Origin of the sequence: Devosia insulae DS-56 (genome assembly GCF_000970465.2) — a bacterium.
GTDB classification, from domain to species: Bacteria; Pseudomonadota; Alphaproteobacteria; order Rhizobiales; family Devosiaceae; genus Devosia_A; species Devosia_A insulae.
This window is the reverse complement of the sequence record NZ_LAJE02000198.1, coordinates 25,481-45,000: the sequence shown is the minus strand read 5'-3', so window position 1 is coordinate 45,000 and position 19,520 is coordinate 25,481. Positions and strand designations below refer to the sequence as shown.

Sequence of the window (19,520 nt, the reverse complement as noted above, 5' to 3'; positions counted from 1 at the left end):
GACCTGACCAAGCGCATCAGCGCCGGCGACTCGATCGAAATTCTCGAGACCGAGAAGGACGCCACCGGCCACCAGGATCTGCTCTATGTGGCGCTGAAACTCGGCACCACGACGCGCGAGCTGTTCCGCTTCCGCACCGACGACGGCACCGTGGATTTCTATGATCCGGACGGCGAGACCGGCAAGCGCTTCCTCACTCGCCGGCCGCTGCAGGGCGGCGGTCGTCTTGCCAGCCGCTTCGGCAACCGTGTCCACCCGATCTTCAAGTCGCGCCGCATGCATACCGGCGTCGACCTCGCATCCAAGACCGGCACGCCGATCTATGCTTCGGGCGACGGCGTGATCGAGAAGGCCCAGTGGGTCTCGGGCTACGGCAAGTATGTCGAGATCAAGCACGTCAACGGCTTCGAGACCGGCTATGGCCACCAGAGCCGCATCGCTGACGGCATCAAGCCGGGCGTCCGGGTACGCCAGGGCCAGATCATCGGCTATGTCGGCTCGACCGGTAACTCTACCGGCCCGCACCTGCACTTCGAGATCAAGGTCAACGGCCGCTTCGTCGACCCCCTGAGCGTGAAGCTGCCGCGCGACAAGTCGCTCTCGGCGCAATACGAGGGCAATTTCGAGCAGACCATCGCGCAGATCCGCGACCTGATGAACCGCGACGCCGCCCCGATGACGGTTGCGGCGCTGAACTAGCAGCGCCCATCCCCTTCCACATGCAAGACGTCATTCCCGCGAAAGCGGGAATGTCTGTTTTGGAGCAGCCTACCGCTTCCGCAGTTTGTTCTCCTGGGTGAACCAGGCAATCACTGCCGACAGCAGCGCAAGACCCGCATTGCTGTAGGAAATGGCGGCAAAGGCGGCATTGTTGGCGGCCTGTCGCGCGATCTCGGCATCGGCGGCGAGCGGCGCATCGGGTTGCATGCCGAAGAACAGCGACAACTCGGCAAAGCCCCCGAGCGAGCGCTCGAACACGAAAGCGGCGACACCGCCCATCAGCGCCACAGCGAGGAGGCCCGCAACGCGCGCTACCGCGTTGTTCACTCCCGAGGCGAGCCCGGTGTCGCGATCTTCCACCGACGTCATCACCGCGGTCGAGAGCGGCGACACCACCGCGCTCATCCCCAACCCCATCAGGATGGTGAGCGGCAGCACCCCAAGCCAGACATTCTGCAGCGGCGCCAGCAGTCCCAATAGCGCAAAGGCGATGGCGACGATCACCGCGCCCAGCGTGATCATCGGCCCGGGTCCGACCTTGTCGGAGAGCCGCCCGGCATAGGGCGACAGCACGGTGAGCGCGATGCCGAATGGCAGGAAGGCGATCGACACTTCCGCGGCGGTGACACCCCAGCCGCCGATCAGCGTCATCGGCAGGAAGAAGGTCACCGCCGAGAGCGCGAAATAGAGCGCGAAGGTCAGGCCCTGCGCGCCGGAAAAGGCGACGTTCTTGAAGTGGTAGAGCGGCAGCATCGGCGTCTTGCTGCGCGCCTCCCACCAGAGAAAGGCGACGAGCGCAGCAAGGCCGATGCCGCAATAGACCAGCACGTGGCTGATGACCGGCGCATTGCCGCCAGTGCCGGTGAGGCCCAACGCAATGAGCAGCAGCGCCACGGTGATCAGCGCGCCGCCGACCAGATCGAGCCGCCGGCCCGCTTCAGGCTGGTCCGCCGGCACCTTGAGGAACAGCAGCGCCAGCGCGATGCCGCCGAGCGGCAGGTTGATGGCGAACACCAGCCGCCAGCTCCAATCGCCCATGGTGGTGAGGACGAACCCGCCGATCACCGGCCCGAGAATGGTGGTGAGCGACGAAAATGCCGACCACAGCCCGATCGCCTTGCCGCGCTCCTCGCGCGGATAGGCCTTGGCGATAATGGCGAGACTGCCCGGCACCATCAGCGCCGCACCCAGTCCCTGCACGGCGCGGGCGATGATCAGGAAGGTTGGGTCGGGCGCCACGGCGCAGACCAGGGACGCCACCACGAACAGCACGATGCCGATGGCAAAGACATTCCTGAGCCCGAACCGATCCCCCGCCGCGCCGCCGATCAGCAGCAGCGAGGCGAGGAACAGCATGTAGGCGTTGGAGATCCACTGCGCGTCGGCGAGGCTGGCGCCGAGATCGGCGCGGATCGCCGGGGTGGCGATCGACAGCACCGAGCCATCGATAAAGCCCATCGAGGACGCAAGGATCGCCGCAACCAGCACATAGATGCGGTTCTCGGCCGGGCAGAAGGTTGCCGGCACGGCACTCGATTTGACGTCGTTCATCCCCGGCTCTCGCTTGCTGCGGAGCGCTTTCAGGCAAAGTGCCGACCTTTCCGGTTCGAAAGCGCGACCAAATCAATGACCAGAGCCTACGCCTTCTCGATCCACACGGCGAGTTCGTTGCCGCCGGGCTCGCGGAAGTGGAATCGCCGCCCGCCAGGGAAGTCGAACGCCGGTTTGGTGATCACCCCGCCGGCAGCAAGCACTTCGCGTTCGGCCAGCTCCAGGTCCTCGGTACGGATCACCGCCAAAGGCTTCTCGGTCCGCCCCTCGCCCGAGTCGATGCCGGCATCGATGCCCGCGTCATTGATCGCCTCGTAGGACGGGCCGTAGCCGGTAAAGCTCCAGCCGAAAGCGTCAGCGAAGAAACGGTGGCTCTGCAGCGTGCTGCTGGAGGGAAATTCGAGGTAGTCGATCTGGTAGCGCTGCTTCATCTTCATAGCTCCTATCGTTCTCTTTTTGTTCCTATCGCATTTGCCACTCCCGGGCAATTATTCGGAATCAGAACTTACTGGGGCCGCCGCGCGATCATTTCGAGCAGCAGCGGATAGACCAGCTCGGTGCGGGCGCCGGGCATCCGCGGATCGACCAGGTCGTGCGGTAGCAGCTCGGAGCGCGGCAAGACCTCGAGATCCACCGCCCGGCCCTTGGCGCGCCAAGCTGCCACCAACTGGCGCGCCAGCGCATTGTTGACGGCAAAATCGGCGTCGTTCAGCAGCATGCCGAGCCCCGCGGCGCGTGGCGGCGCTTGCTGTGCGGCAGACTCGAGCACCTCGCCCAGCCGCATGAACTGCGCCAGGGCGTGGGTCGGGATGCGCGGATAGGAGTGCTCCATCCCCGGCGCGCCCTGCGGCTCCAGCGGATTCCACGGCATCATCATGTTGGGCATCCTGAGCAGCAGGTTGGCGGCGGCGCGGTTGGCCCAGGGCGGCACGAAATGCGGCCCGAGGAAGGGCGAGACGGCAACGGTGTGCGCCACATCGGCCCGGTATTGCGCCGCCCACGCGGTCATCGCGCCACCCGCCGACATGCCGACCACAGTGACCTCGTCGCCCAGCCCGCGCGTCAGGTCGATCGCCGCATCGGTCCTCTCGACCATCTGCTCGGCACTGAGCGCGGTGAGCGCCAGCGTCATCTGGTCGGCCTCGCCATGCCCGGGCCAGCGCGGCACATAGACATTGTAACCCAGCTCGAACAGCTGCCGCGCCAACTCATCCCCCTGCAGCGGACAGTTGGTGAGACCATGCAGGTACACCACCGCCTTCGCCACGCGGGCGCCATGGGTGAAGAGGCGCGAACCGCATTCCGGATGCAGCGGCAGCTTGGCTTCCTCCACCGCGATTGCCGCAAACGCCGCTGCCGCGGCCTGGTAGTCCGCCGCCGGCTGGTTCACTGGGCGATTTTCGGTGAGCACCTCGGCATCGAGTGGCAGTTGCGACAGCCAGGCGAAGGCGGCGCCGAGCAGCAGCACGATGACGGTCAGCACGGCTGCTCCCGCCTTCAGCAGCCACGGCACCGGCTGCCACGCCGGCGCCGGCGGATAGGCTTGGCCCAGCAGCAGTGCTGCGATCACCCCGATCCCGGCCATGATCAGCATCGCAACGAAGCCGGTGGTGACGACGGTCAACGCGGCAAGCTCGATGATCCCGAAGCTGCGCGCACCGAGCGTTGCGACATCGACGCCCTGCACGAAATCCGCGATCGCCAGCACCACCGGATAGGCGCAGAGCCCAACCAGCGCCCCGGCAAAGGCGCCGCGCGCCAGCGACAGCCGGCGCGGCCAGCCGATGAGCAGCCACCAGACGATTGTGGCCACAACGAAAGTGCCGAAGAACGGCGCCACCCAACCGGTATCGGCCTGCAGCAGGCCGGCGGGGCCGGCGACGCCAAGCCCGGTCACCGGAGCGGCTGCGATCGCGCCGACGCCGAAGATGGCGCCAGCAACCGGCGTCCACCACCAGTCGCCGGCCCGGCTCATTTGCTCACTGCCGATTGGTCGGCGATGCGGGCGAGGCGCTCGACCATAGCCGCCTTGAGGCTGGCGATCCCCTGATCGTCCCAGCCCGGCGGCTCGATCAGCGCCCGCCAGGCATCGATGTAGTCGGCCGGCGCATAGTCGTGCCCGTGTCCCGGCGGCGGCTCGAGCGCCAGCGCCATGTCCATGCCCAGCTGCAGGAAAGTGACGACCGGATACCAGTTGAGGATCGGCGAAACGTCGGGCCCGCGTCCGCCCTTCAGCCAGTCGGGCTCGCGATGCAGCGACGCATAGCTGAAGAACACGATCGGATCGCTGGCATGCTGCAGGAAGGCGATGCGCATCGGCCCCCACGGCACGCCGGCGACATCGAGACCGCCACCCTGGTTGGTGAAACGGATGGTGGTCTGGTTGCCGAATTTAGGCAGCCATTCGGGCGTCCCCGCCTGCCGGTTGTTGGTGGCCCAACGCCAGATGCCGCTGGTAAAGGGCGGCCCGACCCACAGTGCCCCCTGGAATGGATCCTGCAGCACGTCGAAGAACTGCGTCGAGGCCTGCGAGGCATGGGCGCCGAGGCTGAGGCCGTTGAGATAGAGTTTTGGGCGTTTGTCATGCGGCAGCCTGGTCCAGTGGCCATAGACCACGTTGAACAGCGCCTGCGCGGCCTCGGTGCCGTACTCGGGCTCGACCACCAGCGACAGCGGGCTCAGCAGGTACGAGTATTGCAGCGACACCGAAGCGACATCGCCGGCCATCAGGTACTCGAGCGTATCCATGCCGGCCGGATCGACCCAGCCGGTGCCGACCGGCGTCACGATCAGCAGCACCGAGCGATCGAAGGCGCCGATGCGCAGCATCTCGTCGAGCGCCAGCTGCGCCCGCGCCTCGGTGGTTGCGGCTGAGCGGAGCCCGACCGAAACCCGCAGCGGCTCCAGCGCCGGACGGCCGATCACCGCTTCGATCTCGGCCTTGCTCGGGCCGGAATCGGCATAGATACGCCCGTCGCGCCCAATCGTGCTCCAGTCGATCAGCGACTGGGCGCTGCCCGACCTGAGCGGATCGTTCGGCGGCGTGCCGAACTGGCCGGCGACGCCGTCGAGCTGGAGGAAAAACGCGTCGGCAGCGCGCAGCGCCCCGCGCATCAGGACGCCGTTGAACAGCGTCGTCGCAATGATGCCGACCACCACGAGGCTGCCCACCAGTGCGACGCGTCGCGGCACATAGCGCACCAGCCAGCGCGAGAAGAAGCCGACCCCATAGGCGAGGAGCTTGCCGGTGTAGATCAGGATGGCGGCCGGCAGCAGCGCGATCAACAGGACTGAGATCGGCAGACCCGCCTCGACCGGCTGCATCCCCATGATCTCACGTACCGAGTTCTGCCAGCCGGTGGTCTGGTAGAGGCAGGCCGCCATCAGCACCAGGCAGCAGAGCGTCACGGCGATCTTCAGCCAGTGCGTGTATTTCGACACCGGCAGCCTGAGGCCCATATAGCTCCACAGCCACTCGAGCGCGACGCCGATACCGTAGCCGGCGCCGAAGGCACAACCCGACAGCACCCCCTGGATCAGCGCCTCGCGCGGCAACAGCGACGGGGTCAGGGCAAGCGAAAACAGGATCGAGCCGACCACCAGCCCCATCTCGGAGAAACGATCGAGGAGCCGCTTCAGCCATGCCGGTACTTGCACGTTGCTCCTCCAGCCGCTCGGTCGTCTTGACTCTCTGCCGCGCTAGACTGGCCGCGGCGCTGCCGCCAACCGATCAATATCGGGTCGGCAATTTAGCACGATTGCCGGTGATGGCTCAGAGCACCGGTCCGAGCATCGCTACCGTATTGTTCCAGATCCGCCGCGTGCCGCCCCAGGCCTCGACCTCGGCGGCATGCACCAGCACCGACGCTTCGATATAGCTCTGCTGGCGCTGCCGCAGCGCTTGAGTGAGCGAGATATCGGCGATCAGCATGTTGTTCTCGAAGTTCAGCTCGAAACTGCGCCGGTCCATATTGGCCGAACCGATCAGCGCCAGCTCGCCATCGACCGTCATGGTCTTGGAATGGAGCAGCCCGCCCTGGTATTCGCGGATCATCACCCCGGCTTCCAGCAGCTCGGCATAATAGCTGTGGCTGGCAGCGGCCACGACCCAGGAATCGTTGCGCTCGGGCACGATGAAGGTGGTCTCGACGCCGCGATAAGCGCTGGCGCAGAGCGCCGCCTGGATGGTTTCGTCAGGCACGTAGTAGGGCGTGGTGATCACCAGCTCGCGCCGCGCCGCGTTCATCACCGAAACGAAGATTTCCGGCATTGCCGAGGGGCGGACGGTCGCCCCGGTGCCGATCACCTGGGCAACGATGCCAGGCTGCTGAGCCGGCAGCGGGCGCTGCAGCAGTTCGGTCAGGTCGTCCTCGCCATGCCCCATCCAGTCGGACGCAAACAAATGCTGGTTCTGTCGCGCGATCGGCCCTTCGAGCCGCACCATGATATCGACCCACGGCGCGAACTTCGCCTTGGGCGCAAAGGCAGCGTCGGCGCAGTTCTGGCTGCCGCAATAGGTGACGGCATTGTCGATCACCACGATCTTCCGATGGTTGCGCATATCGAGCCGCCCCCAGATCGCGCCGATCAGCGGATTGCCGATCGGCATGGCGCGGGCAAGCTGCACCCCGGCGCCGCGCATGGCGCGCCAGTGCTCGGAGCGGATCATGCTGCGCGAGCCGACATCGTCGGCCATCGCCCGGCAACTGACGCCGCGCAGCGCCGCCCGCTGCAGTGCCGCGACGATCTTCTGCCCGTTATTGTCAGGCAGCCAGATATAGAACAGCAGGTGCACATGGTCGGTGGCGGTGTCGATATCGGCGACCATCGCCTCGATCGCGGCGTCCGAACTCTCGAGCAGTTGCGCCCGGTTGCCGGCGACCGGCGGATAGCCGCTGACCGAAGTGCCGGCACGGAACAATGGCAGTGTCCCCTCCGGCAACTGCGCCTCGACACCCGGGGTGCCGAACGGTGGCGGCAGCGTCTCGAACGCCTTGCGCAGACGCGCCGTGCGGGTGCGCCCGATATTGGTCTCGCCCACCAGCACATAGGCGATCATCCCAACCAGCGGCGCGATGACGATGATCATCACCCAGGCGAGGCGCGACACCGGTTCGCGATAGGGCCGGAGCAAGGCGCGGCCGACGAAGAACAGTTGCAGGCCGATTTCGAGCGCCAGCAGCAGCAACGCGACCGTCGATCCCTCCATGCGCCTCCCCTTTGCTCGCAACCTCTCTGAGACAATGGAATGATCGAACATAGAAAGTCGACAGCCGAGCTGCCGCAGTCGACTAAAATCGTCGCCAATCGGCATGAGCCAAGTTTAGACGCGCCCACCGATACTGTGCTCTTGTCGTTCGGCCAGCCAACGAGGGGTCGCCCCAAGCAATGAGCGAGCAACACCGCCGCACGCCCCTGCCCCGCCACGGCGGCTGGGCCGCCCTCGCCGGCCTCGCCTTCGCGGTCGTCGCGCTGCTGTCAGTGCTGCTGTCCGGCATCGCCATCAACGAGCTGGTCGCCAGCCCGCAAGGCAGCGTCAGCTGGCTGACCCTGTTGGTCGGCGTGGGTCTGACCGGTGCGCTGTTCTGGTGGCTGCTGCTGATCCGGCCGCGCCGCTACACCCTGTTGCGCGGCGCCGTCGCCGGGGTGCTGGTGGCGTTCTTCTCCTATCCGGTGGTGCTGACGCTGTCCGACCTGCTGCGCCGGGGTAGCCTCGATCCCGAAACTTACGCCAGCCGCGGCAGCAACCTGCTGCTGCGCACGGTGATCTCCCAGCTGACCACCGGCTTCGCCTCCACCCTGGCGTTTGCCCTGGTCGGCCTCGGGCTGGTGCTGGTGCTGCACCGCCGGCATCCAGAGACGATGCGCCAGCGCGACCGGCGTGGTTTCTGGCGCACCGTGCCCAAGCTTGGAGCAGGCCTGGCACTGTTCCTGGTGCTCGCGCTGGTCGGCACCTTTGCGGTCCTGACGCTGCTGCCGCTCGATACCGAGAGCCTCAGGGCCAACGCCGCGGCAAGCACGCCGGCCGCCAGCTACGAGGAGGCGACGGCGAAGATCGAAGCGTTGCGGGCCGAGGAGGCGACGCTGCCGCTGAACCCGCGCTGCCTGTCGACGCTTCTGACGCATGGCCGCAAGGTCGACCGCGTCGTGGTGTTCTTTCACGGCCTGACCAACTGCCCGGCACAGGCTGAAAAGCTCGGCGCCAAACTCTTCGCGCTCGGTTACAACGTCTATCTGCCGCGCATCCCGCAGCACGGCGATGCCGACCAGATGAGCCTGGCGCTCGCCGATCTCACCGCCGAACAGCTGATCGCCGTCGGCAACCAGGCGACCGATATCGCCCAGGGACTGGGCGATGAAGTGGTGATTACTGGGCTCTCGGCCGGCGGCAGCATCGCCGGCTGGATCGGCCAGCACCGCGCCGATGCCGACCAGTCGATCGCCATCGCGCCGTTTCTCAGCCCCAACCTGGTGCCGGGCTGGGCCAACCGCGCGGCGACGGCGCTATTGCTCAACGCCCCCAACGCCATGGTGTGGTGGGACCCGGCGACCCGCGATAACCCACCGGGCATGACCTACGCCTATCCGCGCTACGCCACCCACGGCCTCGCCCAGGCGCTGCGCCTCGGCGTCGCGCTGATGGACGCGGCCGCCGCGAATGCCCCGCTGGCGCCGAAGCTGGGCATGCTGATCAACGAAGCCGACGATGCGGTGAGCGGCGCCAAGATCGAAGAGCTGGTGCTGCATTGGCAGAGCCACGGCGCCAAGGTGAACGTGGTTCGCCTACCGCTGGCGCTGGAACTGGGGCACGACCTGATCGACCCGCACCAGCCGACCGGCGATCCGGATTTCGTCTACCAGGTGATGGTCGACATGATGAACGGGGTGACGCCGACGATCCCCGAGGGCGCCCAATGAGAAAGGGCCGGTCGATCGACCGGCCCTTCTGGTTTACGCGGCGGCGTCGATGCCCGGCGCTTCGGGCACGCCGCTGCCGAGCCGCAATCCGCGCTCGCCGGCATCGATCACCACGCTCTGCCCGTCGCTGACCCGGCCGGCGAGGATTTCCTCGGCCAGCCGATCCTGCACTTCGCGCTGGATCACCCGCTTCAGCGGGCGCGCGCCATAGGCGGGGTCATACCCCTCATTGGCCAGCCACTCGCGTGCCGCATCGGTGAGCTCGAGCGAGATGTCGCGCTCCTTGAGCAGCCCACGCAGGCGGCCGAGCTGGATGTCGACGATCGCCCCCATATGGTCGCGCTGCAGCCGGTGGAAGACGATGATGTCGTCGATCCGGTTGAGGAATTCCGGCCGGAACGAGGCCTTCACCACATCGAGCACCTTGCCGCGCACCAGTTCGACCGATTCGCCGTCCTGCAGGTTGACCAGATACTCCGACCCCAGGTTGGAGGTCATGATGATCAGCGTGTTGCGGAAATCCACCGTCCGCCCCTGCCCGTCGGTCAGTCGCCCATCGTCGAGCACCTGCAGCAGGATGTTGAACACATCCGGATGCGCCTTCTCGATCTCGTCGAACAGCACCACCTGGTAAGGCCGGCGACGCACCGCCTCGGTCAGTACCCCACCCTCGTCGTAACCGACATAGCCCGGAGGGGCGCCGATCAGCCGGGCGACCGAGTGCTTTTCCATGAACTCGCTCATGTCGAGCCGCACCAGCGCATGTTCGTCATCGAACAGGAACTGCGCGAGGCTCTTGGTGAGCTCGGTCTTGCCGACGCCGGTTGGCCCAAGGAACATGAACGAGCCGATCGGCCGGTTCGGATCCTGCAGGCCCGCCCGAGCGCGCCGCACGGCCTTCGCCACGGCTTCCACGGCCTCGGCCTGGCCGATGACGCGCTTGCCGAGTTGGGCTTCCATGCCGAGCAGCTTTTCGCGCTCGCCTTCCAGCATCCGATCGACCGGAATGCCCGTCCAGCGGCTGACCACGCCGGCGATATGGCTCGGCATCACCACTTCCTCGACCATCGGGTTGTCGGGCTTGCCGTCACCATTGGGATCGTCTGCCGACTTGATGCGCTTTTCGAGATCGGGAATGACGCCATAGGCGAGCTCCCCCGCTTTCGCGAGGTTGCCGGTGCGCTGCGCCAGTTCGAGATCGGTGCGCGCCTTGTCGAGCTCTTCCTTGAGCTTCTGGCTGCCCTGCATGCGCTCTTTCTCGGCCTGCCAGCGCGCCGAGAGCGTATTGGCCTGCTCCTCGAGATCGGCGAGCTCCTGCTCGAGGCGCCCGAGCCGGGTCTTCGAACCCTCGTCGGTCTCCTTCTTCAGCGCCTCGCGCTCGATCTTCAGCTGCATGATGCGGCGATCAAGTTCATCGAGCTCTTCGGGCTTCGACTCGGCCGCCATGCGCAGCCGCGCCGCCGCCTCGTCGATCAGGTCGATCGCCTTGTCGGGCAGGAACCGGTCGGCAATGTAGCGCTTCGACAGGGTCGAGGCGGCAACGATGGCCGAATCCGAGATCCGGATGCCGTGGTGCAGCTCGTACTTTTCCTTGAGGCCACGCAGGATCGAGATCGTATCCTCGACCGTCGGCTCATCGACGAATACCGGCTGGAAGCGACGCGCCAGAGCCGCGTCCTTTTCGACATGCTTGCGATATTCATCGAGCGTCGTTGCGCCGACGCAGTGGAGTTCACCGCGAGCGAGCGCCGGCTTCAACAGGTTCGACGCATCCATCGCCCCGTCGGTCTTGCCGGCGCCGACCAGCGTATGCATCTCGTCGATGAACAGGATGATCTGCCCATCGGCCGACGAGATCTCGTTGAGCACGGCCTTCAGCCGCTCCTCGAACTCGCCGCGATACTTCGCGCCGGCGATCAGCGCCCCCATGTCGAGCGACAGCAGCGCCTTGTTCTTCAGCGATTCCGGCACGTCGCCATTGACGATGCGGATGGCGAGGCCTTCGACGATGGCGGTCTTGCCGACGCCGGGCTCACCGATCAGCACCGGGTTGTTCTTGGTACGGCGGCTCAGCACCTGCACGGTGCGCCTGATCTCTTCGTCGCGGCCGATCACCGGATCGATCTTGCCTTCGCGCGCCGCCTCGGTGAGGTCGCGGGCATATTTCTTCAGCGCATCGTAGCTGTTCTCGGCCGAGGCGGAATCGGCGGTGCGACCCTTGCGGATCTCGTTGATTGCCTCGTTCAGCCCCTGCGGCGTGACGCCGGCCGAAGCGAGGATCTTGCCCGCATCGGTATCCTTCTCGACGGTCAGGGCGAGCAGCAGCCGCTCCACCGTGACGAAGGAATCGCCGGCCTTCTGCGCCGCGCTCTCGGCGGTGTCGAAGACCCGCGCCAACTCACGGCTCAGGTACAGCTGGCCGGCATCGCCGGACACTTTTGGAATCTTCTTGAGGGCAGCCTCGGTTTCAGCCCGCGCGATCCGCGCGTCGCCAGCGGCCTTGCTGATCAGCCCCGCGGCCATCCCCTCGTCGTCGTCGAGCAGCACCTTCAGCAGGTGGATCGGCGCAAATTGCTGGTGACCTTGGCCGAGCGCCAGCTGCTGCGCATTCTGGATGAAGCCGCGCGCGCGCTCGGTGTATTTCTCGATATTCATTCAACTCTCCTCGTCTGGCACGTCGGATCGCCCTCGATGAGGCACGCATCCAACGCCTGAAGCGTTGATTTGGCTCAAACGAAACCGTTGGAGGATCGATCAAACCAGATCAAGACCCGAGGCCCGCACAGCGGCGCTCCCTGGTCCTGACGCTGATATGGGGAGCGTTCGGCCATAGAAAAGGGCTTCAGATGTTGGCATCGTTGACAACATCACAAACTGTTGGCATCTATGCCAACATGAATGCGGTCCTCGTACTCGAACGGAAGGAAACTGACGAGGATGGGATGATCCTTGAGGCGGTGGTCTGGCGCGTCCCCGAACCCGTGGCTGGCAGTCGTCACGGCTACAAGTACCGGCTCTTCTTCGGCCGCCGCGGTGAGCGGCTGATCGGATATGACAACGAGCGCGGCAAGGGGGACCACAAACACCTCGGCAAGCGGCAGCTAGCCTATGATTTCGCTGACGTACCTACTCTCATGCAGGACTTTCTGAAGGATGTAGAGCAATGGAAGAAGCAAAGAGAACCCTAACCGTTCGCGTCCAAAGTCACGAGGACTTCCGTGACGAACTGATGCATGCGGCACGGGCAGTTGACAGCGGGGAGGGCTACCAAGGCGAGGTTCACTCTTTCACCAGCTTGCCGCTGTTCTTCCGCGTCTTCTCTCAGAAGCGCTGGGAGTTGATCCTCAAGCTGCAGGAGATCGGTCCATCAAGCCTGCGCGGTCTGGCGCGGGCTCTTTCACGCGACGTCAAACGCGTCCACGAGGACGCCGAGCTTCTCCTTGAAGAGAAGGTCATTGAGCGGGATAAGGCCGGTAAGCTTTTCGTTCCGTTCGAGACGATCCGCATCGAGGCGAGCTTGCCCACTGCTTCGAAATCCGCAGCCTGAAACAAGAAAGGCCGGGATTGCTCCCGGCCTCATGGTTTTCCAAGGCGTATCGGCTTACTCAGCCGGTGTGTTTCCGGCGGTGAGGAAGGCCGGCAGCTCGCCGACATCGGGCTGCGGCGCGCCGGCGGGATCGGCCCCACCTTCACCACCCTGCCCGCGCGACCGGCGACGCGGCCGGCGATCGCGACGGCGCGGTTCGCCATCGGCCGGCGGCGCCTCGCCTTCGGCGGCGGCCGTTGCCGGCGGCGCGGCGACAGCGGTCTCGACCACTGCCATCACCACCGGTTCGCTGCCGGGGATCGACTGCTGCTGCGGTTGCTGCTGCTGGTCGTGCTGCTGCGGCTGCTGGCTGAACTGACGTGGCTCGGGCGACGCGAACCGATCGTTGATCGGGGCGAAATCGTCGTCGTAATCGTCCTCATCCGCCTGCTGACCGAACTGGTCGCGCTGCTGGTTCTGCGGCTGAGCCGCCGACAGGATGCGGAAATAGTGCTCTGCGTGCTGCAGATAGTTCTCGGCCATGACGCTGTCGCCGGAGGACTGCGCATCGCGAGCGAGCTGCAGGTATTTCTCGGCGATATGCGAGGCGTTGCCGCGCACTTTCACGTCGGGGCCGTTACTCTCGTAGTTGCGGCTCAACGGGTTGCCGTGCTTACGGCCACCATTGTTGTTCCGACCACGGGAGCGGTTCTTGTTGTTCTGCTGGTTGTTAGGTCTCATCGTCTCTTTTCAAGCCTTGGAAAAGAATACTGAAGGCAACATGGGGACATCGGCACCGGGGGCCGCAGGCGCAATATCCAGCGCGGGCGGTCTCGTTCCAGCAGTGCCTGAGCTATCGCGTGTTGAACCACTTTTTGCTCATCAAGGCGTCTCGGTTCCTCGTCCGAGAATCGAACACTGCCAAATGCAGCTTCGCCGATGAGCGGGTGGCCGTCACCTTGGCGCGATCTCGACCGCACCGTTGACAGCACCCGGAACCTATCTGGTTCGCCCTGCCTTTCCAAGCACAAAATATGGGCGGCCCTAACGGATACTCAAGGGGCAGAGTTGAGACGGGCCACAACCATGCGATCGAGCCCCGCCAGATCAGGCACCACGTCGACCTCGGCAAAGCCGGCGCCGACAAAGATATCGCTGACCGTGTGCCCCTGGCCGGAGCCGATCTCGAGCAGCAACACGCCGTCGGCCGCAAGGAACAATCCGGCTTCGGCAGCGATCGCCCGATAGGCTGCCAGCCCGTCCGGCCCGCCATCCAGCGCCAGCCGCGGATCGTGCTCGCGCACCTCGGGCATCAGTCCGGCAATGACCGCGCTCTCGATATAGGGCGGGTTCGAGGTGATGAGGTCGAACCGCTCGCCTGGCTCCAGCGGATCGAACCATGAGCCCTTGAGCGTGGTGAAGCGGTTGCCGACGCCATGACGGTTGGCGTTGAGCCGCGCCATCTCCAGCGCTTCGGCCGAAAGATCCACCGCTACCGCGCTGACATCGGAATACTCGGTCAGCAGCGAAATCGGGATACAGCCGGTGCCGGTGCCGAGGTCGAGGATATGTGGGCTGTTCAACGCCCCGATCACCTCGAGCCCGCGCTCCACCAGGAGCTCCGTCTCCGGCCGCGGCACCAGGGTCGCGGCATTGAGCTTGAAGCTCAGGCCCCAGAATTCCTTCTCGCCGAGGATGCGCACCACCGGCTCACCCTTGAGCCGGCGGGCAGCGAAAGCCTCGAGCGCCTTCAGCTGCTTTGCCGGCACGGCCTCGCGCTCGCGATTGACTAGCTCCAGCCGGTCCATCTCGAAGGCCGCTTCGGCGAACAGCCGGGCATCCAGTTCCGCCGTGTCGATGCCGGCCTTCCGGAACAGGTCGCGTACCCCCCGCCATGCTGCGCCCACGTTCAGTGTCAGGAAATCCCCTCCATGGCGGCGAGCTGCGCCGCCTGGTTTTCGGTGATCAGCGCCGAGATCAGCTCTTCGAGCGCATCGCCGGCGATCACCTTGTCGAGCTTATAGAGCGTCAGGTTGATCCGGTGATCGGTCACCCGACCCTGCGGGAAATTATAGGTGCGGATGCGTTCCGAACGATCGCCCGAGCCCACCTGTTCCTTGCGCGCATCCGCCCGTGCGGTGTCGCGGGCGTTGCGCTGCTCTTCATAGAGCCGCGCCTGCAACACCTTCATGGCAGTGGCGCGGTTCTGGTGCTGGCTCTTCTGGCTGGCAGTCACCACGATGCCCGACGGCAGGTGGGTGATGCGCACCGCCGAGTCGGTGGTGTTGACGTGCTGGCCACCGGCGCCGGATGACCGCATGGTGTCGATGCGGATATCCTCGGCCTTGATGTCGATGTCGATCTCCTCGACTTCCGGCAGCACCGCCACTGTCGCCGCCGAGGTGTGGATGCGGCCCTGCGTTTCTGTCGCCGGCACGCGCTGCACCCGGTGCACCCCGGATTCGAACTTCATCTTGGCGTAGACGCCCTTGCCGGTGATATTGGCCACCACTTCCTTGTAGCCGCCGACTTCGCCCGGGCTTTCTTCGAGGAGGCTGAACTTCCAGCCCTGCAGGTCGGCGTAGCGCTGATACATGCGCAACAGATCGCCGGCGAACAAAGCCGCCTCATCGCCGCCTGTACCGCCGCGCACTTCGAGAATGACGCTTCTCTCGTCGGCGGCATCCTTGGGCAGCAGGAGGATGCGGATCTCGGCCACCGCCTGCTCGATCCTCGGCTTCAGCTCGCCGATCTCGGCGGCCGCCATCTCCACCATTTCTCGGTCGCCGGAACTCACCAGCTCTTCCGCCGATTCGAGATCGGCGAGCAGCTTCTGGTAGGCCTGGATCGGCCGCACTACCGGCTCGAGCTCGGCGTATTCCTTACTCAGTTTGACGAACTGCTCGGCCGACGGGCCGGACGACAAAGCCGCCTCGATCGAATCAAAGCGCTTGGTCAGAGCGTCGAGCTTGTCTTGGGGAAGGGTCGCCATCAGGAGTGGTCCAACTTGAACTGCCCCTCACCCGCCCTGCTGCGCAGGGCACCCTCTCCCTCAAGGGGAGAGGGACAGCGGGGGCACAATCGTGCCGCATCTTCCCTCTCCCCTTGAGGGAGAGGGTGGCTCGGCGAAGCCGAGACGGGTGAGGGGAAGGACGTCCAGGTGAAACGCATTCTACCTAAATCACCAGCCCCTGCCGGCCGGCCCAGTCGAGCAGCAGCTCGCGAATACCGGGGCCATGCGCGCCTTCTAGCAGCGCGGCGGAGATGGAATTGCGAATGGGCGTGAGTTCGGTGCCAAGGATCATCTCCTTGATCGGGCCGATGGAAGGCGGGCTCATCGAGAGATTGGTCATGCCGATCGAGAGCAGCGCCAGCGCCTCGACGGTGCGGCCGGCAAGCTCGCCGCACATGGTCAGCGGCACGTTGTAGCGCCGCGCCATATCGACGATGTGCTTCAGCGCCCGTAGCCGCGGCAAGGCGATCGGATCGTACGACTTGGCGACGCGCTTGTTGCCGCGGTCGGCGGCGGTGAGGAACATCACCAGGTCGTTCGAACCGATCGAGACGAAGTCGGCTTCCGGCAGTACCTGGTCGAGCTCCCAGAGGAGCGAGGGCACCTCGATCATCGCGCCGAGCTCGAGCTTGCTCGGCACCGTCTGGCCGGCATGCTTCATGCGCTCGAGTTCCTTGTTGACCACCAGCCGGGTCTGCCGGAACTCCCAGGCGTCGGTGACCATGGGGACGAGGATCTTCATCGGCCCGCCATTGGCGGCCTGCAGCAGCGCGCGGATCTGGATGCGCAACAGCCCCTGCCGGTCGAGCGCCAGGCGCAGTGAGCGGAACCCCATGGCCGGGTTCTCTTCGGCCTCGTAGCGCAGATACGGAATCACCTTGTCGCCGCCGATGTCGAGCAGGCGGAAGACGATGGGCTTGCCTTCGGTGAGCCGGATCGCCTCGGAGTAGAGTTCGACCTGCTCCTTCAACCGGGGGAGCCGCGAGGCGATCATGAATTGCAGTTCGGTGCGGAACAGCCCGACGCCCGAGGCGCCGGTATCCTGCAGCATCGGCAGGTCGGCGACGATGCCCGAGTTGTGCAAGAGCGTAATCTCGTGGCCATCCCTGGTGATGGCCGGCTTGTCCTTGAGCTCGAGATAATGTGCCCGGCGCTTGGCCCCGAGCCGCACCTTATCGACATAGACCTGGATCATATCCGGGGTCGGCCGCAGGTAGACCGTGCCCTGCTGACCATCGACGATGATGTCGTCGCCCGTCTCCGACATCGAGACGATGTTCTCGGCCTGCCCGACCGCCACAAGGCCCAGCGACTTGGCGACGATCGCCACATGCGAGATGGCGGCGCCCTCCTCCAGCACCACCGCCCTCAGCCGGGTCCGGTCATATTCGAGCAGGTCCGCCGGTCCCATATTGCGGGCGACGAGGATGGCGTTCTCGGGCAGGTCCTTCTTGGTCGCGCCATCGCCGGTGAGCACGCGCAGCAGCCGGTTGGCGAGATCATCGAGGTCGTGCAGCCGATCCTTGATGTAGGGATCGGTCGACCGCATCATCCTCGCACGGGTGTCGTTCTGCACCCGCTCCACCGCCGCCTCGGCGGTGAGACCGTTATTGATCGCCTCGGTCAGCCGGTCGACCCAGCCGCGATCATTGGCGAACATCCGGTAGCTCTCGAGGATCTCGCGGTGATCCGAGAACGACTGCATGTCGCCATGGCTGAGCATCTGGTCGATAGAAACCCGCATCCGGTCGAGCGCATCCGACAGGCGCTTCAGCTCGACCTCGGTATCCTCAGCGACGAAATTGGTGACGACGACGCGCGGGTCGTGCAGCACCACCTTGCCCAGCGCCACGCCGTCGGTGAAACCGTTGCCGGCGAACTGCCGCGGGCGCCTGAGGTCGATATCCTGGCCGGGCTTGATCAGGGCGTCGAAATCAGAGGTCGACATCATTTCGGCGAGCAAGGTCGCCGTGGTCAGCATCGCCTCGATCTCGTCTTCGCCATAGGCGTGCGAATCGCGGTTCTGCACCACCAGCACGCCCAGCGTCTGGCCGGCGCGCAGCACCGGCACGCCGAGAAAGGCCTGGAACGGATCCTCGCCGGTTTCCGGGCGGTAGGCGAAAGCCGGGTGCGCCGGCGCGTTGTCGAGGCTGAGCGGTTCGGCCTGCGCCGCGATCAGGCCGACGAGGCCCTCGCCGAGCCTGAGCGTCGTCATGTGCACGGCGGTGGCGGCAAGGCCGCGGGTGGCGAACAGTTCCAGCGCGCCGTCGTCGCGCAGCACGTAGAACGAACAGACGTCCGCGTGCATGTTGTCGGCGATGAGACTGACGATCTTGTCGAGCCGAGCCTGCGAAGCCAGCGGCTCCGCCATGGTTTCGCGCAACTGCTTCAGGAGCACGCGCGGCCCGCTGATCGCTATGGCCATAGTTCCCGCCCGGCGGCCCGGCGCCGCCCTATCGCCAGCGGCGCCGTGACCGGGGTCTAGGCGTCTCAGGCGTCCTGCTTGTCCAACCCGTAATACGTATGGAGCGCGCGAACCGCAAGTTCGGCATACTCGTCATCGATCAGCACTGAGGTCTTGATTTCCGAAGTGGTGATCAGCTGGATGTTGATCGACTTGTCGGCCAGCGCCTTGAACATCGAAGCGGCAACGCCTGCATGGTTGCGCATGCCGACGCCCACCACCGAGACCTTGGCGCCGCCCTTGGCGCTGGTCAGCGTGCGATACTCGAAGCGCCCGGCCTCGCCGGCAGCCTTCAGCGCCTTGACCGCCTTGTCGTGCTCGGCATCGGGCACGGTGAAGGTGATGTCGGTGGTCGAGCCATCCTCGGAAACGTTCTGCACGATCATGTCGACGACAATGGATTCGTCACTGAGCGCCCCGAAGATCGCTGCGGCGACGCCCGGCCGGTCCTTGACGTCGCGCAAAGTGATCTTGGATTCGGCCCGTGCCAGGGTAACGCCCGAAACGATCTGCTTTTCCATGATCTCTTCCTCATCGCATACGATTGTGCCGGGAACCCCCGGCGTGCCGTCCGGCGCGATCTGCGGCGCATTCGGATCGTCGAAAGTGGAACGGACGGTGAGGCGCACCTTATGCGCCATCGCCATCTCGACCGAGCGGATCATCAGCACCTTGGCGCCGAGCGAGGCCATTTCCAGCATCTCTTCGAACGAGATCTTGCTCAGCCGCTTGGCCTTGGGGGTGATGCGCGGGTCGGTGGTATAGACGCCATCGACATCGGTGTAGATGTCGCAGCGATCGGCCTTCACTGCAGCAGCCACTGCCACCGCGCTGGTATCGGAACCGCCACGGCCCAGCGTCGTCACCCGGCCCGACGGGGCAACGCCCTGAAAGCCGGTGATGACCGGCACCACGCCATCGGCAAAGCGCTTTTCGAGCTCGGTCGGGTCGATCTCGACGATACGGGCCGCGCCATGCGCGTCGTCGGTCTTGATCGGCACCTGCCAGCCCTGGAACGAGCGCGACGGGATACCCATCTCGCTCAGCACCACCGCCATCAGCCCGGCCGTCACCTGCTCGCCCGAGGCGACCACCGCGTCATACTCGCGCGCATCGTGCAGTTTCGATGCGTCATTGACCCAGCCGACCAGCTCGTTGGTCTTGCCCGACATGGCCGAGACCACCACGGCGACTTCGTTGCCGGCGTCGACCTCACGCTTCACATGCAGCGCCGCCTGACGGATGCGCTCGACCGAGGCGACCGAGGTGCCGCCGAACTTGACTACGATACGGCCCAAGGCCCCTACCCCGACTGTTGCCCGGCTGAA

At 65.6% G+C, this 19,520-nt stretch carries 15 protein-coding genes (1 of these 15 cut by a window edge); 4 read left to right on the top strand and 11 right to left on the bottom strand.

Going from position 1 to position 19,520, the window contains the following annotated elements:
- Positions 1 to 699, top strand: partial view of a M23 family metallopeptidase gene (locus tag VW23_RS14365; RefSeq protein ID WP_069910244.1) — the end only. 1,266 nt of this gene lie to the left of the window's left edge; 699 of the gene's 1,965 nt are visible here — the last part of the coding sequence; its start codon lies beyond the left edge, outside the window; the stop codon is at positions 697 to 699.
- Between the two features lie 69 nt (positions 700 to 768).
- Here VW23_RS14365 and VW23_RS14360 read toward each other — a convergent pair whose 3' ends face one another.
- From VW23_RS14360 to cls, 5 genes are all read right to left on the bottom strand, one after another.
- Positions 769 to 2,271 (bottom strand): MFS transporter, encoded by a 1,503-nt coding sequence (locus VW23_RS14360; RefSeq protein WP_069910243.1) that lies wholly within the window; start codon positions 2,269 to 2,271, stop codon positions 769 to 771.
- An 86-nt stretch (positions 2,272 to 2,357) separates the two neighbouring features.
- Positions 2,358 to 2,702: a VOC family protein gene (locus VW23_RS14355; RefSeq protein ID WP_069910250.1), complete on the bottom strand. Its 345-nt coding sequence runs from the start codon at positions 2,700 to 2,702 to the stop codon at positions 2,358 to 2,360.
- A gap of 74 nt (positions 2,703 to 2,776) precedes the next feature.
- On the bottom strand, positions 2,777 to 4,246 hold the full coding sequence (locus VW23_RS14350) for an alpha/beta hydrolase (RefSeq protein ID WP_069910242.1): 1,470 nt from the start codon (positions 4,244 to 4,246) through the stop codon (positions 2,777 to 2,779).
- Positions 4,243 to 5,880: an alpha/beta hydrolase gene (locus VW23_RS14345; RefSeq protein WP_084646132.1), complete on the bottom strand. Its 1,638-nt coding sequence runs from the start codon at positions 5,878 to 5,880 to the stop codon at positions 4,243 to 4,245. Before VW23_RS14345 ends, VW23_RS14350 begins: the two co-directional genes overlap by 4 nt.
- Before the next feature lie 163 nt (positions 5,881 to 6,043).
- The gene (gene cls, locus VW23_RS14340; protein ID WP_069910240.1) at positions 6,044 to 7,480 is read right to left on the bottom strand and encodes a cardiolipin synthase; all 1,437 of its coding nucleotides are present in this window, start codon (positions 7,478 to 7,480) and stop codon (positions 6,044 to 6,046) included.
- A 179-nt stretch (positions 7,481 to 7,659) separates the two neighbouring features.
- Between cls and VW23_RS14335 the strand changes: the two genes are divergently transcribed.
- Entirely contained in the window at positions 7,660 to 9,189 is a 1,530-nt protein-coding gene (locus VW23_RS14335; RefSeq protein WP_069910239.1) for an alpha/beta hydrolase, read from the top strand.
- 33 nt (positions 9,190 to 9,222) lie between these two features.
- Here VW23_RS14335 and clpB read toward each other — a convergent pair whose 3' ends face one another.
- Entirely contained in the window at positions 9,223 to 11,844 is a 2,622-nt protein-coding gene (gene clpB, locus VW23_RS14330) for an ATP-dependent chaperone ClpB (RefSeq protein WP_069910238.1), read from the bottom strand.
- 191 nt (positions 11,845 to 12,035) lie between these two features.
- Here clpB and VW23_RS14325 point away from each other — a divergent pair, with 191 nt between their 5' ends.
- Both VW23_RS14325 and VW23_RS14320 read left to right on the top strand, forming a co-directional pair.
- On the top strand, positions 12,036 to 12,377 hold the full coding sequence (locus VW23_RS14325) for a toxin-antitoxin system TumE family protein (protein WP_244513592.1): 342 nt from the start codon (positions 12,036 to 12,038) through the stop codon (positions 12,375 to 12,377).
- Positions 12,353 to 12,736, top strand: coding sequence for an HVO_A0114 family putative DNA-binding protein (locus VW23_RS14320; RefSeq protein WP_069910237.1), 384 nt, complete (start codon positions 12,353 to 12,355; stop codon positions 12,734 to 12,736). The genes VW23_RS14325 and VW23_RS14320 overlap by 25 nt, the downstream gene beginning before the upstream one ends.
- 54 nt (positions 12,737 to 12,790) lie before the next feature.
- Here VW23_RS14320 and VW23_RS14315 read toward each other — a convergent pair whose 3' ends face one another.
- The 5 genes from VW23_RS14315 to VW23_RS14295 form a co-directional block, all read right to left on the bottom strand.
- Positions 12,791 to 13,456, bottom strand: coding sequence for a DUF4167 domain-containing protein (locus VW23_RS14315; protein ID WP_069910236.1), 666 nt, complete (start codon positions 13,454 to 13,456; stop codon positions 12,791 to 12,793).
- Positions 13,457 to 13,770: 314 nt separating this feature from the next.
- Positions 13,771 to 14,622 (bottom strand): peptide chain release factor N(5)-glutamine methyltransferase, encoded by an 852-nt coding sequence (prmC, locus tag VW23_RS14310; protein WP_176730401.1) that lies wholly within the window; start codon positions 14,620 to 14,622, stop codon positions 13,771 to 13,773.
- A gap of 8 nt (positions 14,623 to 14,630) precedes the next feature.
- Positions 14,631 to 15,707 carry a peptide chain release factor 1 gene (gene prfA, locus VW23_RS14305; protein ID WP_069910234.1) on the bottom strand — a complete coding sequence of 359 codons (1,077 nt, stop codon included), beginning with the start codon at positions 15,705 to 15,707 and terminating at the stop codon, positions 14,631 to 14,633.
- A 184-nt stretch (positions 15,708 to 15,891) separates the two neighbouring features.
- On the bottom strand, positions 15,892 to 18,153 hold the full coding sequence (ptsP, locus tag VW23_RS14300) for a phosphoenolpyruvate--protein phosphotransferase (protein WP_069910233.1): 2,262 nt from the start codon (positions 18,151 to 18,153) through the stop codon (positions 15,892 to 15,894).
- Between the two features lie 65 nt (positions 18,154 to 18,218).
- The gene (locus VW23_RS14295; RefSeq protein WP_069910232.1) at positions 18,219 to 19,490 is read right to left on the bottom strand and encodes an aspartate kinase; all 1,272 of its coding nucleotides are present in this window, start codon (positions 19,488 to 19,490) and stop codon (positions 18,219 to 18,221) included.
- Between the last annotated feature and the right edge of the window lie 30 nt (positions 19,491 to 19,520).

Bases quoted from the DNA above. Each gene is read 5' to 3' on its own strand.
- VW23_RS14360 (WP_069910243.1), bottom strand. From the start codon at position 2,271: ATGAACGACGTCAAATCGAGTGCCGTGCCGGCAACCTTCTGCCCGGCC.
- VW23_RS14355 (WP_069910250.1), bottom strand. From the start codon at position 2,702: ATGAAGCAGCGCTACCAGATCGACTACCTCGAATTTCCCTCCAGCAGC.
- VW23_RS14350 (WP_069910242.1), bottom strand. From the start codon at position 4,246: ATGAGCCGGGCCGGCGACTGGTGGTGGACGCCGGTTGCTGGCGCCATC.
- VW23_RS14345 (WP_084646132.1), bottom strand. From the start codon at position 5,880: ATGGGGCTGGTGGTCGGCTCGATCCTGTTTTCGCTTGCCCTGACCCCG.
- cls (WP_069910240.1), bottom strand. From the start codon at position 7,480: ATGGAGGGATCGACGGTCGCGTTGCTGCTGCTGGCGCTCGAAATCGGC.
- VW23_RS14335 (WP_069910239.1), top strand. From the start codon at position 7,660: ATGAGCGAGCAACACCGCCGCACGCCCCTGCCCCGCCACGGCGGCTGG.
- clpB (WP_069910238.1), bottom strand. From the start codon at position 11,844: ATGAATATCGAGAAATACACCGAGCGCGCGCGCGGCTTCATCCAGAAT.
- VW23_RS14325 (WP_244513592.1), top strand. From the start codon at position 12,036: ATGTTGGCATCGTTGACAACATCACAAACTGTTGGCATCTATGCCAAC.
- VW23_RS14320 (WP_069910237.1), top strand. From the start codon at position 12,353: ATGGAAGAAGCAAAGAGAACCCTAACCGTTCGCGTCCAAAGTCACGAG.
- VW23_RS14315 (WP_069910236.1), bottom strand. From the start codon at position 13,456: ATGAGACCTAACAACCAGCAGAACAACAAGAACCGCTCCCGTGGTCGG.
- prfA (WP_069910234.1), bottom strand. From the start codon at position 15,707: ATGGCGACCCTTCCCCAAGACAAGCTCGACGCTCTGACCAAGCGCTTT.
- ptsP (WP_069910233.1), bottom strand. From the start codon at position 18,153: ATGGCCATAGCGATCAGCGGGCCGCGCGTGCTCCTGAAGCAGTTGCGC.